We start from the raw sequence: 16,138 nt of genomic DNA on the forward strand, positions 1-16,138 counted from the left end.
GATAACCCGAAGGGGGATTCCGATGGAAAATGGGTTAATATTCCCATACCGACCATACAGGTGACGGGGTGACGGAGTGTTGAAAGACCCGCCCGGTGACGGAATACCGGGTTAAAGGGTGTAGGTATTTGGACTGTAGTAAAATGCGCAGTCTTAGCCGAACCTGATAGTACCAAGCGTCTTCGGACAATTGGATAGTGGTCCTAAGAGCTTCCAAGAAAAACCTCTAGCGTTAAGCGTATGGTCGCCCGTACCGCAAACCGACACAGGTGGTTGGGGAGAGTATCCCAAGGTGCTCGAGTGAATCATGGCTAAGGAACTCGGCAAAATGGCCCTGTAACTTCGGGAGAAGGGGCGCCTCGCCTGACTTCGGTCAGGCAGGCCGCAGTGAAAAGGCCCAGGCGACTGTTTATCAAAAACACATGGCTTTGCGAAATCGTAAGATGAAGTATAAGGCCTGACACCTGCCCGGTGCTGGAAGGTTAAGGGGGGACGTTATCGCAAGAGAAGCGTTGAACCGAAGCCCCAGTAAACGGCGGCCGTAACTATAACGGTCCTAAGGTAGCGAAATTCCTTGTCGGGTAAGTTCCGACCTGCACGAATGGTGTAACGATCTGGGCACTGTCTCAGCCATGAGCTCGGTGAAATTGTAGTCGCGGTGAAGATGCCGCGTACCCGCAACGGGACGGAAAGACCCCATGAACCTTTACTGCAACTTAACATTGGTATCGGGTACACGGTGTGTAGGATAGGCCGGAGGCTGTGAATCGGCGTCGCTAGGCGTTGAGGAGCCACCGTTGAAATACGGCCCTCTGTGTGCCTGGTATCTAATCCCTGAAACAGGGAGACATTGTTTGGTGGGTAGTTTGACTGGGGTGGTCGCCTCCAAAAGAGTAACGGAGGCTTCCAAAGGTTCCCTCAGCACGCTTGGTAACCGTGCGTGGAGTGCAATAGCATAAGGGAGCTTGACTGTAAGGCGTACATGCCGAGCAGGGTGGAAACACGGGTATAGTGATCCGGCGGTACCGAATGGAAGGGCCGTCGCTCAAAGGATAAAAGGTACTCTGGGGATAACAGGCTGATCTCCCCCAAGAGCTCATATCGACGGGGAGGTTTGGCACCTCGATGTCGGCTCGTCACATCCTGGGGCTGGAGAAGGTCCCAAGGGTTGGGCTGTTCGCCCATTAAAGTGGCACGCGAGCTGGGTTCAGAACGTCGTGAGACAGTTCGGTCCCTATCTGTTGCGGGCGTGAGAAGTCTGCGGGGGGCTGTCCTTAGTACGAGAGGACCGGGATGGACCGACCGCTGGTGTACCGGTTGTAGTGCCAACTGCACCGCCGGGTAGCTAAGTCGGGAAGAGATAAGCGCTGAAAGCATCTAAGTGCGAAACTCGCCCCAAGATGAGACTTCTAAACAGGGCCGTCAGAGACGATGACGTTGATAGGCTGTAGGTGTAAAGTCAGAAATGACATAGCCGAGCAGTACTAATAGCCCGAAAACTTGAACACCTTTGCTACGTTGCATTTTCCACAAGACAAGTCAATTTACTTGAGACATTTATATAATTAAAGAAATTAAGTGAAAGCTATCAGAGCTTCACGAAGATTTAGGCGGCCCGGCGCAGGGGACCCACCTCTTCCCATCCCGAACAGAGAAGTTAAGCCCTGCAGCGCCGATGGTACTGGGGTTACACCTGGGAGAGTAGGTCGCCGCCTTCATTGACCCTTAGAGAAATCTAAGGGTCTTTTTTTTTGCCCTTTTTTCTAATTAAATATATATCGAAAACGATCTCTTTTCACCCAATATGAGTATTTATTATTCATAAAATACTCCGTACTTCGTCTGAAATATTTTTCTTTTAATAGATTAATATTTACATTAACATTCTGATAAGCCCAATTTAATTAGAATGTATACCAAGTCATTTAAGTTTAATTCCATTGATCATTCTGATGAAGTGATCCTTTGGCAACAAATAAAAAATGGAGACAAGAAAGGTCTGGAAGGCCTTTATCTAAGGTATTCACGTGAACTTTACAGTTTGGGCATGTCTATCAAGCAAGACAAAAGTTTAATTAAAGATTGCATTCATGATGTCTTTTTAACTGTTTGGAATTCCAGAAATAGACTCGGGAATACAGACAATATCAAACTTTACCTTTTCAAATGTTTAAGCAATAGAATTTACAGAGAAGTTGGCAGAGACAAAAAACGGTACAGTACCCAAACACTTGATGATTATGAAGAAGTGGGGATACTTGATGGCATAGCCGATGAGTCATTTGATGGACAAACAGATGAATTGAAAAAGAGAAAATTATTAATAGCTATTGATAAATTACCCATGCGTCAAAAAGAAATTATTCATTATCTATTTTTTGACAATCAATCCTACGAAGATATTGCCCATATCATGGGCCTAAATCTTCAATCAGCCTATACTCTTGCCTGGAAGTCCCTAGTTTCATTAAAAAGAAACATGATAGCTGTTATTTTTTTATTATTAATTTTCTAGGTTATAGTATCATCTTTAAGATTAATTAACTCTGGTCTAACTTTTCTAACTTCCAATTTATTAAAACTATAAATCTTTTTGATTTAATTGTTCTTTTAGATATAATACTGGTTTGATTTTGTCTAAAATGTAAATTTTTAAAAATAACTGTCAAACGAAGGATAGGTTTGTCCCTTTCATGTATTATATCCCCGAATTCAATAATTATGGATATTAGGCGATATAAAGTGGAAGATTTTGTTTTGGATCCCAATTTCAAAAGGTGGGTTCTAAAACCAACTATATCTGACAATTTATATTGGGAGGGTGTTTTTGAGAAAATGCCTTTTAAATTAAATGAAGCAATCCATGCCAGAGAAATAATCATAAACCTTTCCCATAAAAAATTTAATCTTTCTGAAATTGACCAAAAGTTGCTTTGGGATAGTATTGATAAGGATTTATCAATTGACAAAGAAGATGAGATGTTGAAGATTATTCCCCTTCATCCTGTTGGTATTTTAAAGGGATCGACACAAAAACATTTCAGGAATAATCGGCAAAATTTTGTATGGGTTAAGGTGGCAGTAATTTCCATTATGCTCGTTTTTGTTGGTGCTTTAGCCCATTCTTTTTTCACTAAAACCGTTCAAATTGAGGAAGAACCTATCGTATATGAGGTGAAAAAATCTGAACCTGGTGTAAAGATGCAATTGACTTTAAAAGATGGTACAAAAGTATTGCTTAATTCTGGTTCTACTTTTCGTTATCCTAAGAATTTTGACCTGGAGACTAGGTCTGTTTTCCTTACTGGTGAAGCATATTTCGAAATTGCCAAAGATAGCCTAAGACCATTTATTGTTCATAGTGGAGATTCGAAAGTGACTGCATTGGGGACTTCTTTTATTGTGAATGCGTATAATACCGATCAAATTGACATAGCATTGTTAGAAGGTAAAGTTGCTGTTAAAACTGCATTTGATGCTAAATCCCAATTACTGAACCCTGGAGAGGCGCTTTTATTGGATCATACTAAGGGAATACTAAAGAAAAGGGAGTTTAACCGTGATAAAATTTTAAGCTGGACAAATAAAACGATTTTTTTCGATAAAACCTCTCTGAAGGAAGCCATTAGCGTCTTGGAAAATTGGTATGGGGTTAAAATTGTTGTTCACGATATACCTAGAGAAGAAATTTTCTTCTCCGGAAAATTTAAAGAAGAAACGCTTAAAAATGTATTAAAAGGCTTGAGTTATGCCTCCAAATTTAAATTTACAATCAATAAAGATAAAGTTGAAATTAGATTTTAACCCAATATTAAATGCCTATGAATTAAAATCGAAGTATAAAAGTAAACCGAAGATGCGTCAACATCTTCGGCTTGCAAAATTAGCGGATACAAATTTTGTGATAGGTAAGCCGCCTAAATTAATTAAACCATTGTTCAATAGTCTAAAATAATTATAGTAAAGATATGAAAAAACTTGTACTATTCCATGTTATACGCATGACAAAACTGTTCACCTATGCCTTTCTAATTCAGTGTTTTACCATGAGTTTCCTTTTTGGTCACAATGGGAATGCCCAAATTAAGGATATAGAAGAGGTGATGATAAAGCTTTCATTAGACGATATTCTAGTTGAAGAAGCTTTTAGTATTATTGAGGACCTTTCAGGTTTTAACTTTGTCTATTCAGCCAAAGAAATGGAAAATGTGGATAGAGTTTCTGCAACCAATCAAACCCAAAGTCTTTACGACCTTTTGAAATCAATTTCCGGACAAACCAAACTTCAATTCCGGCAGGTAAATAATAATATCCATGTTCGAAAAGCCGAATCTTCTTCTAAACCGGAAATAGATGTAGACAAAGTTTGGGCAGACGTCACTGTTTCGGGTACTATAACGGATGATGAAGGTTCACCTTTGCCAGGTGCAACTATAACTGTTCAAGGAACTACTGCGGGCACGGTTTCTGATTTGGATGGAAAATATTCCCTTACAGTTGAAGAAGGAGCCACCTTGGTTTTTTCTTACATTGGTTATCAAGCCCAAAATGTAAAGGTAGGGAATCAGTCCACATTGGATATTCAATTGGTGCTTGACGCCTCTGCTCTTGAAGAAGTAGTGGTGGTGGGATATGGAGAAGTAAAGAAAAGTGATTTAACCGGAGCAGTAGGTTCTGTCGATTCAGAAGCGATTGTAAGACAAAATCCTGTCCAGGCAGCTAAAGCCCTTCAAGGTCAGGTCGCCGGTGTCAATGTAAATAAAATCAATTCCCGTCCAGGTTCTGATTATACTATCGATATCAGAGGTTTGCAGTCCATTGGATTCAGTAACGAACCGTTGGTTGTAATTGATGGGGTTATGGGAGGGAGATTAAACACCTTAAATCCAAGTGACATTGCTTCAATGGATGTTTTGAAGGATGCTTCTTCTTCTGCGATTTACGGAGCCAGGGGAGCCAATGGAGTAATAATAATCACTACCAAGAAAGGAGTTAAAGGTAAAACAAAAGTTACCTATGAAGGATATGCTGGAGTTAAAACACCAGCCTTCTTACCAGACCTAATGAATGCTCAAGAGTTTTATACTGCTTATAATGATGTGGTAATTGCTGAGAATCCCAATGCCCAGGTGGTTTGGACTACTGCACAATTGGAAAATGTTCAAAGTGGCAAGTCAGTGAATTGGGTAGATGAGGTAACTTCTCCTTCTCTCCAAACCAGCCATGTGGTGGCCCTTTCAGGTGGAAATGAAAATACTACCCATTATTTCTCCACTGGATATTTAAATGAAAAAGGCAATGTCTTGTATACCGGATATGAACGCTTTAACCTTAAGGGTAGTATGGATAGCAAATTGAATAATATAGTTAAAGTAGGCTTTAATACCTATTATACTTATAGTATTCTAAGTACTGGTTCATTTGAAACCTTACGAAATGCTTACAGGGCAAGACCTACCGGTACTATCTACTATGATGATTTAAGCAACCCTACCGAAACCAATGACAAAAACGTTGATGGCTATGCCTTTTGGATGGGAATTAAGGATACTCAGGTCAACAACCCGTTGACGGAAGTGGCTGCCAAAAATTTTCAGGATGAAACAAGGGTTTCCAATTTTCTTGGCAATGGATACATAGAACTCACCCCTTTTGAAGGCTTTTCTTTTAAATCTTCTTTGTCAGCATCTGTATTCAACAGCAGAAGAGGAGAATTTCGAGGAGCCGATTCCAAAAGCAGGATAAATAAACTTCCCAGTGCTGGGAATGATTTTACCTTCAATGGTTCTTATACCTGGGACAATATCATTAATTATAAAATAAAAAGAGGGCTGCATGACTTTAATATTACTGCAGTTCAAAGTGCCCTTCAGGAAAGGTTCGAAACCTCTACCATTCGAGTGGAAAACCTGGCCTATAATTCAAGTTTTTATGCTTTGAATACTGCGGCTCAAATCAACGGTGTAGGTAGTGATTTGGTGGAAAGATCAATAATGTCCTATATGGGCAGGTTAAATTACATATTCAATAACAAATACTTATTGACTTTAACAGGCAGGTATGATGGTTCATCCGTTTTGGCAGAAGGCAACCAATGGGCTTTTTTTCCATCCGCAGCCATTGCCTACAGGCTTGGTGATGAGGAATTTATTCAAAATCTGAATTTTTTCTCTGATTTAAAATTGAGATTAAGTTATGGTCGGGTTGGGAATGATGTAGTTGCTCCTTATTCTACGCAGGCTTACCTAAGTAGAACGGCCTATGATTTTGATGGTAATCCTGCTTATGGTTATGCGCCTAGGAATATTGGTAATGCTGATCTTAGATGGGAAAACAGTGAGGAATTCAATTTGGGTATCAATATGGGTTTTTTGGGTAACAGAATCAATACAGAAGTTGAACTGTACAATAAGAAAACCAATGACCTGATTCAAAATGTGGCCATTCCTACTTCACTAGGCTTTGGGGCTGTAACTTCGAATGTTGGAAAATTACTTAATAGAGGAATTGAGGTAACCATTAATTCGGTGAATGTTCAAACCCAAGATTTCAGATGGAATACCTCTATCAATTTCTCCTCAAATCACAATGAAATTTTAGAATTGTACGGGGGAACGGTTCAGGAGGACATCGCCAATAAACTTTTTGTAGGTCAGTCCTTAAATTCAAATTACTATTATGAGTTTGATGGAATTTGGCAATTGGATGAAACAGAAGAAGCCTTGACTTATGGACAGGTTCCCGGATCAGTAAAAGTGGTGGACCAAAACAATGATGGTACGATCTCTTCTTCAGGAGGTATAGATGACAGGGTTATCCTAGGAAATCAGTTGCCGAAATGGATGGCAGGTATTAGTAATACCTTTACCTACAAAGATTGGGACCTCTCTATTTTTATTTATACCAGACAGGGTGTGCAGTATAGGAACAGCTTGTTGCAAGGTACCATGGGAGACCTTGGTAGTAACCGTTACAATGGCTTAAACCTCAATTACTGGACAGAAAATAATCCTACCAATGATTATTATGGCGTTTGGCAAAACAATCCGTACAGGGAGGCCATACAATATAAAGATGCTAGCTTTTGGAGGATTTCAAACATTACGCTGGGGTATAACTTACCTAGTAATTTGCTTAATGCCATTAAGTTCAGCAACTTGAGACTGTATGGACAGGCCAATAATGTTTATGTTTTTACTAAGGAAAAAAATGTTTGGATGGACCCGGAATTTAATTCAGGCACCTATCAGGATGATGTTCCCCATTCCATAATTCAGTTTGGAGTTAGTGCATCCTTCTAATTTCCCTATTTGAAACCTAAAATATTTTAAAAATGAAAAGATATAACCTTCAATATATAGTCCTGTATTTTCTACTGATGTTTGGTGGAGCAGGATGCCAGGATTTCTTAAAGGAAGAGTCCATTTCAAATATTACTACAGATTCCTACATTACCACAGAAGCCGGATATGAGGACTTAATTAAATCATGTTATCCTTTATTGCGGGATTTTGTTCTCCAATACCCCATTGCTTTACCCGGAACAGACCTTTTCCAAAATGGAGGCTGGAGTGAAAAAGCAGTGGGACAGGGCCCTTCGCTTGATACTTATGTGAACATTACTTCAGAAACCTTTACCGGGCCTTGGGATATATTTTACCGTGAGATAGGTCGAACGAATGCTGCCATCAGCAGGGCGGATGACATTACATTTGCCAATCCAGACACTAAAGCCGCTAGGGTTGGTGAAGCCAAGTTTTTGCGAGCCTTGTCGTATTTTTATCTGGTACAGACTTGGGGAGATGTTCCCATGCCTTTAGAAGAAACCATTACGGCCAATAAGGCGGTAGTGAGAGAATCCTCTGCCAATATTTATACCCAAATTTTAAAAGACCTGACAGAAGCAGAAGCTGCACTTCCTGTCGAGGCCACTGATTATGGAAGGGTGACCAAAGGAGCTGCCCAATTTCTTTTGGCAAAAGTATATTTGACAAGAGGTTGGAATTTTAATAATTCTTTGGGAGGTAGTCCGGATGATTTTAACAAGGCCTTGACCTATGCAGATAAAGTGATCGAAGATTACCCCTTGGTGCAAAATTACAAGAATCTTTTCCCTATCAGATCCGAAAATCCGCTCACTCAATATACTGGTCAGCAGGATGCGAGAAACAGTGAAGTGGTTTTTGCAATTCAATACAACGATGATGTTTTGACCAATGCCAATGAGGGGGACAACAGAGAACCAGGTAATTATTACCATTCCATTTTCCCTGGAAATGGGGAATTGGTGGGAAGTAACGGTAGGACTAGTGATTATAACAGAAATCTGGCCCAAAACGAACCGACCCCTTCTTTGTATAGAATGTTTGACCCTCAATTGGATGTACGGTATTCCCATAATTTTTTAAGGGTGATTTATGCTTTACAACCCGTAAATAATTATGCCTATAGTTTCGAAGATCCCAACTTGACGGTAAGCTATGAAATAGGTGATACGGTTGCATATTGGACGCCATGGAACCAGCCTGCTTATGGTGCAGATAAAGGTATTGATGAGGGAGGATCAAAAAAATATGCAGTGATGAATCATGAGCAAATTATAAGTGGGGTAGCCATTTCAAGACTAACTGCTACCAGACCATCCATGTGGAAATTCTGGGAACCAAATATTCCTTATGGGGATGGTTATGGTACTTTCGACTTTGCTTTGTTCAGATCTGCAGAGGCTTATCTTTTGGCGGCTGAAGCCATTGTGAAAGGGGCCTCAGGAGGAGCCTTGGGAAGCGCAGAAGTCTACTATAATAAAGTCCTGGATCGTTCCGTAGGTGAAGGAGTAAATCCCCAGAAAGCAAAATTTCCTGAGATCCTCAGCTCATTGGAAACAGAGTCATATCGGGCCACTCCCTCTACTATTTCCATTGATATGATCCTTGATGAAAGTGCCAGGGAATTGATGGGGGAATTCAACAGGTGGTTCGACCTGAAAAGAACAGAAAAACTGATAGAAAGAACCGAGAAGTACAATTTCTGGACCAAGGCAAATGGGAATTTATCGGAAATGCATTTGTTGAGACCGATTCCTCAGCATGAAATTGATAGGTCTCAACCTTCTATTTCGCAAAATCCAGGTTATTGACAGCTATGATCTTAAAGAAAAGTGATTAAAATGGGGGAAAAGAAATTTTCTCCCATTTTGATATCTGACATTTTGGAGTCATTCCGCTAAATATAGGCTATAATGAATTCCCTAATTCAGATCAAAGGTTTATGAAACTTAAAAATAAAGTCATATGAATTTTCAATCCAAAATGAAAAGGTTACTTTTCCTGCTTATTGTCTTTTGCTTTTTCCAGAACAGAGGCTTTGGACAATCGCCGGAAATTCAAAAAGGTCAACTGATCTATGAAAACACTATGAGGTCAGCAGAAGCTGTTGGTGATTGGGTAATGGAAGGCCCCGGTAAAGTGGAATTTCAGAATGGCTGGATGGAAATGTACTCGCCCCAAGAGGAATTTCACCATGTTTTTTGGTGCCCGGAAGATTTTCCAGGGAGTTTTGTTGCCGAATGGGAGGCTCAAAACCTAAATACTGAGGCCGGCCTGTGTATCCTGTTTTTTGCTGCCAAAGGTAAAAATGGAGAGGACCTATTTGATTCTTCTTTTCCGTTGAGAGATGGGACATTTAGTCAATATACCAAGAGTGAAGATTTTAATACTTACCACATTTCCTACTATGCCAACGGGAGGGACAATCCTGGAAGAGAGGTTTCACATCTAAGAAAAAACAGTGGCTTTCATCTGGTGCAGCAAGAAGAACCTGGCATTCCTGTAGCCTCAAAAGAAATTCATAAACTTAAATTGGTAAAAGACGATTCTCGTATAATCATGTATGTCGATGGTCGGAAAATAATAGACTGGACGGATAAGAATGATTATGGTCCAGTTTTACAAGGGGGAAAAATAGGGTTTAGACAGATGCAGTGGACCCATTTTAGGTACAAAAACTTTAAGGTGTGGGAGCTTGGTAAATGAAAAAGCTTAAAGATAATTTAATGGTTCCATATGGCTTAAGCAGCAAGCCTATCCAAAATTATAGCTTTCTTACCCTAGGTTTTGTTCTGTTTTGTGGCCTAATAATTCTCGGATGTGGGGAAAAGATGCAAGAGTTGGCATTTCTTCAAAAACCCAATCTTTTGAAAGTGGTTTATCCACGCTACCTGGATTACCCTAAACCATCTGCAGGAATGCTTGCCCAGCTAAATCCCCCTGTATTGAGATGGCCTTTAATAAAGGGGGAGAATATCCACTACGATGTTCGGTTATCTACTGAAAAAGATTTTTCTACGCCGAATAAAATTCTTGAAATAAAAAACAGCCCTTGGGCAATGTTTAACCCCCACCAAATACTGGAAAGTGGTTCCTGGTATTGGCAATTCAAGCAAAGTGGAGAGGATTGGTCTAATGTGCAGCATTTTAAAGTGGACGATGGAGCCATTCCGATGGTATCCCACAGTGCCGAACAATTTTTACGGTCATTGCCAAATCAGCACCCAAGAGTACTTGCTACTGCACCAGAACTAGGCCAACTTCGTCGGTTGGAGCCAAATGCAGATACCCGAGCCATTATAAATAATGCTGAATTAGCCCTTCTAGCAGGTATACCTAAAGAGCAGGATGGAATGCCTAAACGAAAAGGAGAAGAGGCAGAACAGGAAAGAAAGCTTCGCCTTGATGCCAGCAAGGAACTTGGTACTGAAGTTTATGATGCTGTAGTTTCCTTATCCGAGGCCTATATTTTAAGTGGCAAAGAGGTCTATGCTGAGAAAGCCATTCAAATGGCCATTGAAGTAAGCAATTGGGACCCAAAGGGCGTATCGAGTACCAATGATTTTAGTGATGCACGTTGCATGCTTGCCATGGCCATGGTTTATGACACTTTTTATGACAGGCTTAGTGAAAAGCAAAAATCAACCTTACTTGAATCCATTAAAGCAAGGGCATCCCATTTTTACGAGGACTGGGTAAACAATATAGAGGCCAAGGTATTGAGTGGGCATGTATGGCAACATATTCTTCATTATTTTTTTCAAACAAGCCTGGCCGTTTATGGGGATGAACCTGAGGCAGCCAAGTGGATGGCTTATGCCTATGAATTGTTTCTGGCAAGAGCTCCAGTATTGGGAGGTATGGATGGTGGGTGGTCAGAAGGCGTCTCTTATTTCCGTATGAATATGGAGACCATGATAGACATTCCCTTGTACATAAAAAAATTCACAGGGTTTGACTTTATCAATGCACATCCCTGGTACCAAAACCAAGCCGATTGGATGATCTACCATATTCCTCCAGGTACTGCCTCAGATGGATTTGCTGACAATTCAGAAGAAGTGAATGCACCAGGTGTCGACTATGTGGCCTTTGCCCTGGAGCTGGCAAAATTAACGGGAAACCCAAGGGCTGTTTGGTATTCAAATGAATGTTTAAAATACGATAAATCGCACCTATCAGAGGAGCCCGTCCTCAGGTGGATACGGCTTACAAAGACCCGTAATTTACCTATTCCCGATTTACCTACGCAACTGGACTTGCCTATGGGAAGGTCTTTTACAGATATAGGCTTGGTGGCCATGCACAGTGAGATTACCAACACCAAAGATAACCTCATGGTAGCGATGCGTTCCAGTCCCTTTGGCTCCTATGGGCACATGCTTTCCGACCAAAACGTTTTCAATATTCTCTATGGTGGGAAAAAACTGTTTTACAGAACCGGTTATAAGGTATCTATGAAAGACCCTCACCGTACAGGCTGGTACCAGCATACAAAAAGTCAGAATGGCATACTGGTAGACGGGGCAGGCCAACCTTATAGCACAGAAGCTTTTGGATGGATTGCCAGGTTTCTGCAGGCGGATGAGCTGGCCTATGCCAAAGGAGATGCTTCTCAAGCTTATCAGAGTAAAGAAACTGGTGAGGAATATTCCGTAGTGAAAAACTTTAGGCACCTGGTAATGCTAAAACCTGATGTGGTCCTTTTCTATGATGAGTTGGAGGCCACCAAGGAGGTGGATTGGTCCTGGCTCATCCATAGCCTCGAGGAAATGACAATTGACGAGAATAACCAAACCTTTGCTGTACAGCTGGAGAATGGAGCAGGAAAAGGAAGGCTCTGGGCTTCAGAAGATTTGACCTTTCACCTAAGCGACACTTTTGAGGTAGCAGCAGTAAATTGGAGAAAAACGCTAAAGGAAGATGGGAGTCTAAAGTCCTATAAGGATAACCAGTATCATCTCAAGGCAAGCAGCACATCAAAAGCGGCTAAAATGCGGTTTTTTGCTGTCATTCAAGCTGGGAAAGTAGTTAAAGATACTGAATTGATGGAAGGAAAAATTGAAAATGGAATTGCAACAATCAAGATAGGAGATTGGAACATAACTGCAAATCTGGCATCAGAGATTGAACCTGGTCTTCAAATCCATAACGAGGCAACAGAGACGGTTTTTTCTTCACATGGAAATTCTCTTCAGTTAGGAGATCAAATATTTAGTGGTGAACATCCGGGGAGTACCCGAATGGGAATTATTAAAGACAATTCCCCTTTGTTCTTGGAGATCAAAGACCAATTTCCCAATGAAATGATATCCCGGTTCAATTATTTTCAAAAAGGCCAACAGAAGTGAACCATGGTTTCTAATTTATTAAGCTTTCAATTCAACCGAAAAACACCCAAAACATGAAAAGAATACTTTTGATTTTTATGCTCTTCGTTATAACGTTGATTGGTGCAGGGAGCTTTAAACTTGTCAATAAACCAGAGAAGTTAGCTCCGCCAAATTTTATTTTTATACTTACCGATGATCAGGGTTGGAGCAGCACCTCCTTAGGCATGGATGACCGGATTCGGGAATCAAAAAGTGATTATTATGAGACGCCCAACATTGACAGGTTGGGTAGGGAAGGGATTCGTTTTACCAATGCTTATGCACCCGCAGCCATTTGCTCTCCTTCCCGACGGAGTATTTTATTTGGTCAGACGCCTGCAAGGCAGGGAGATGAAACCTTCTCCGAAAATTACCAGCCCTATTCCAAGGAGCAGAAAATTACCATTCCCATTTTATTGAAAGCCATAGATCCGCGTTACAAAACTGCACATTTTGGCAAGTGGGACTTAAGGGCAGAGATTTTCCCGGAAGACTTGGGCTATGATGAAAGTGACGGTGATACCCGCAATTCCCACGGAAATCTAATGGCTAATAAAGAAGATAAGTGGGAGGGATTGTTCATCAATGATGACCCTAAGCGGAGCACCACCATAACAGGAAGGGCAATTAATTTCATGCAAAGACAGGTCCGGGAAGGCAATCCTTTTTACCTCCAAATTAGCCATTATGCCCCTCATGTTGACATTCAGACCAAGCAAACTACCCTTGATAAATACCTGAATAAGGCAAAAGGAGTGAAGCACAATAATCCTGGGTGGGCAGGGATGTTGGAGGACATGGACCGAACTGTGGGTGAAATAATGGAGAAGGTGGAACAGCTCGGTATTGCGGAAAACACCTATATCATCTTTATGGCTGACAATGGAGGGGTTGAATTCCTTCCTCCGGTTTCATCCAAGCAAAAAATGCTACATCCTGAAACTTTCGATAAACCCATGCGGAATTTTCCCCTACGTGGTGGAAAATGGACCCTTTATGAGGGAGGCATACGGGTACCTTTTATGGTTAAAGGCCCTGGAATAGCACCAGGGGTAATGAGTCACGAATCCGTGGGAGGTTGGGATATTTTACCGACCATTGGTGAATTGGCAGGTTATAGCCAGCCTTTGCCCGAGAACCTGGATGGTGGAAGTTTTGCAGGTATTGTTCATTCAGGAGGAAAAGGAAAAGTTAGCAGAAAAAAGGATTACCTGATCTTTCACCGGTACAGCAAGGCCTATCCACATTCTGCTATTATTCAAGGAGATTACAAAGTTATCAGGTTTTGGAAAACCGGAAAATTGGAGCTTTATAACCTGCCTTTAGATTTTGGGGAATTAAAGGATTTGTATGAGATAGATCCAAGTAAAGCGAATGAACTAGACCTTCAGATGAAAGCCTATATAAAAGAGGTAAATCCTGCCTTATTGGAGGACTTATTGGCTTATTGATATAAAACTAATTAGTTAATTTGTTTAGAGTTAAGGGTTAGGCTTTTAAGTATTAATTATCTAGTTTTATAATTATGAGTAGGTTATTTCTAATAATTAGTTTTCTAATGGTTTTTTCTTGTAAAGAAAAACCAGTTTCTGAGAAGAAGACCTTAGCCATTGAAAAAAGCAATATTTTAGAGGGGTTAACTATTTCGGTGGATACTATAATGGTAGATGCTGGGGAAGAACTTATAACTTATGGAATTCCCTATATAAGCACCCTGTCTCCAGAAGCCAGGTATTTTTATATTTTGGATAATAAAACTTTCAAAATACATCAAATTGACCTTGACTCACTAGCGTTTATTGATTCATTTTTCATCGAAAAGGAAGGGCCGAATAGTCCTGGCTTCACATTTATGTTCCAGCCTATATCTGAAGACCAGTTCTTTTTTCCCAGTTTTCAGAGTCCGAGTATTATCAATGCATCAGGAGAAAAAATAAGGTCGTGGAACCTTAATTTGCCGGATATAATTGATGGGTTTTCTGTTGACCTAAACTCTCTAACTAACAGAATAGTGTTTAATTCAACTATGGATCAATTGTATTCACTTCCGGTGAATTATGAAACTAGGGAGTATTACCTTGCCGTCCTTAATTCTTATGGAAAAAGAAAAAGAATTATAGCCTTACCTGAATTCAATAAAGCCAATGCATTCACTATCAGGACCGGAGGTGGTGAAGGGGGTGGTTTAAAAATAGAATTTCCTTATTTGCAGCATTTGAATGACGAAGTCATTATTTCATGTACTGTGGGGAACGGCATTTATAGATATGATCCCTCCTTGGATAGCATTTCCTATCGGGAATTTCCTCTCAAAATTGTGCCATTGGAAAAAAAGGGAGAAATAAAAAACCGTGTTCATAGTAATGAAGAATTTGAAGTAGAAGTCAAAAAAATAGCAACTCAAATCAGTCACTGGAATTTTATTTGGGACGAGGCTTCCCAATTGTATTTTCGATTTGCTAGTAGAGTGTTTTCACATAGGACAGAATATAAAGAAAGCAAAATGGAAATATTCTTGATGGTTTTTTCAAAAGATCTGGAACTTGTTGGAGAGACAAGGTTGGAAGGACTTACAAATGTGCCTCATAGTGGGTTTTTTAAAGAGGGCAAACTCTGGAGCAATGTTAATGTAGCAGATGAATTGGGGTTTTCAGTGATAGATTTTCAGTTTTGACGTCTTTAAATTAGGTTTTGGGACCCTATGTATGATTAATCCAAATGCGATTTCTAAGACCATTGTTATTTTTTGCCCTGAGTTGGATCAGTGGTTTAAAAAGTAACTCAGCTGTCCCGAGACTCCAAGAAAATTCGCGCCGCTAAGTATTTATTGGCTAAAATTTATGGCGACGCTCACTGGTACCTCTTGAATTTTAGCCTTTCACAATTACGTTTGTCTTTTTTTGAAGCCCATTGATAAATCTTGATCAAATTAGCCTGTGCCCTTGCCAATCCTAGCTTAAATTTCTTGATGCCGAAATCTACAAGGGGGAAAATTATCTATCACTTATAATGTCTAAAGTACGCTTCGCTAATCCTAGACCAGATGTGGAAATTTAATGGAATTTCCTAACTAAGAGCGCGGTGGCTGGGCCAAAACTACGAGGGTGCGAGGGCCTTGTTATAGAAGATTTCTTATGGCTAGATTTTTCTTTGGTTCGTTTCTTTTCATCATGTTTAACCTGTCTTATTCAGGGCCTGTCCTGAAGCAATTCAACTCAGCGCCTGCCCTGAGAAACATAGTGGTAGTGGATCTGGGGAGAAGAAATGGACGTTTTACAGTCAGTTTATGTATAAAAAATAAAAGCTGTTTAAACCATCCATTGAATGTTTAACTCGAAATAGCTCTGATTCAATATTTTTCCTTCTGTAAATTTATGGACTTAATTTATTAAAGTATTCAGTTTTAATAATTCACAACTTATGTGTTTCTACTGTGATCAG

At 40.3% G+C, this 16,138-nt stretch carries 8 protein-coding genes and 2 rRNA genes (1 of these 10 cut by a window edge); all 10 read left to right on the forward strand.

The window, feature by feature from the left end:
• A 23S ribosomal RNA gene (locus CA2015_RS09105) occupies window positions 1-1,508 on the forward strand (it extends 1,382 nt beyond the left edge of the window).
• Between the two features lie 98 nt (window positions 1,509-1,606).
• Window positions 1,607-1,718: ribosomal RNA gene (gene rrf / locus CA2015_RS09110) — 5S ribosomal RNA — on the forward strand.
• Between the two features lie 191 nt (window positions 1,719-1,909).
• Complete coding sequence (locus CA2015_RS09115) at window positions 1,910-2,515, forward strand: RNA polymerase sigma factor (RefSeq protein ID WP_048641626.1); 606 nt, start codon at window positions 1,910-1,912, stop codon at window positions 2,513-2,515.
• A gap of 206 nt (window positions 2,516-2,721) precedes the next feature.
• Window positions 2,722-3,804 carry a FecR family protein gene (locus CA2015_RS09120; RefSeq protein WP_048641627.1) on the forward strand — a complete coding sequence of 361 codons (1,083 nt, stop codon included), beginning with the start codon at window positions 2,722-2,724 and terminating at the stop codon, window positions 3,802-3,804.
• Window positions 3,805-3,968: 164 nt separating this feature from the next.
• Entirely contained in the window at window positions 3,969-7,301 is a 3,333-nt protein-coding gene (locus tag CA2015_RS09125; protein ID WP_048641628.1) for a SusC/RagA family TonB-linked outer membrane protein, read from the forward strand.
• A 32-nt stretch (window positions 7,302-7,333) separates the two neighbouring features.
• Window positions 7,334-9,136, forward strand: a complete 1,803-nt coding sequence (locus CA2015_RS09130; protein WP_048641629.1) for a RagB/SusD family nutrient uptake outer membrane protein — start codon at window positions 7,334-7,336, stop codon at window positions 9,134-9,136.
• A gap of 172 nt (window positions 9,137-9,308) precedes the next feature.
• Complete coding sequence (locus CA2015_RS09135; protein ID WP_169786474.1) at window positions 9,309-10,031, forward strand: DUF1961 family protein; 723 nt, start codon at window positions 9,309-9,311, stop codon at window positions 10,029-10,031.
• Window positions 10,028-12,676, forward strand: coding sequence for a DUF4962 domain-containing protein (locus tag CA2015_RS09140; RefSeq protein WP_048641630.1), 2,649 nt, complete (start codon window positions 10,028-10,030; stop codon window positions 12,674-12,676). The genes CA2015_RS09135 and CA2015_RS09140 overlap by 4 nt, the downstream gene beginning before the upstream one ends.
• 53 nt (window positions 12,677-12,729) lie before the next feature.
• A complete protein-coding gene (locus CA2015_RS09145; protein ID WP_048641631.1) occupies window positions 12,730-14,148 on the forward strand; it encodes a sulfatase in 1,419 nt (472 codons plus the stop codon).
• A gap of 74 nt (window positions 14,149-14,222) precedes the next feature.
• Entirely contained in the window at window positions 14,223-15,371 is a 1,149-nt protein-coding gene (locus tag CA2015_RS09150) for a DUF4221 family protein (protein ID WP_048641632.1), read from the forward strand.
• The last annotated feature ends 767 nt before the right edge of the window (window positions 15,372-16,138 follow it).

It is taken from the genome of Cyclobacterium amurskyense (assembly GCF_001050135.1).
Lineage (GTDB): Bacteria > Bacteroidota > Bacteroidia > Cytophagales > Cyclobacteriaceae > Cyclobacterium > Cyclobacterium amurskyense.

What these genes read in the sequence shown, in the direction of transcription:
- CA2015_RS09115 (WP_048641626.1), top strand. Translation starts at nt 1,910, where the DNA reads ATGTATACCAAGTCATTTAAGTTTAATTCCATTGATCATTCTGATGAA.
- CA2015_RS09120 (WP_048641627.1), top strand. Translation starts at nt 2,722, where the DNA reads ATGGATATTAGGCGATATAAAGTGGAAGATTTTGTTTTGGATCCCAAT.
- CA2015_RS09125 (WP_048641628.1), top strand. Translation starts at nt 3,969, where the DNA reads ATGAAAAAACTTGTACTATTCCATGTTATACGCATGACAAAACTGTTC.
- CA2015_RS09130 (WP_048641629.1), top strand. Translation starts at nt 7,334, where the DNA reads ATGAAAAGATATAACCTTCAATATATAGTCCTGTATTTTCTACTGATG.
- CA2015_RS09135 (WP_169786474.1), top strand. Translation starts at nt 9,309, where the DNA reads ATGAAAAGGTTACTTTTCCTGCTTATTGTCTTTTGCTTTTTCCAGAAC.
- CA2015_RS09140 (WP_048641630.1), top strand. Translation starts at nt 10,028, where the DNA reads ATGAAAAAGCTTAAAGATAATTTAATGGTTCCATATGGCTTAAGCAGC.
- CA2015_RS09145 (WP_048641631.1), top strand. Translation starts at nt 12,730, where the DNA reads ATGAAAAGAATACTTTTGATTTTTATGCTCTTCGTTATAACGTTGATT.
- CA2015_RS09150 (WP_048641632.1), top strand. Translation starts at nt 14,223, where the DNA reads ATGAGTAGGTTATTTCTAATAATTAGTTTTCTAATGGTTTTTTCTTGT.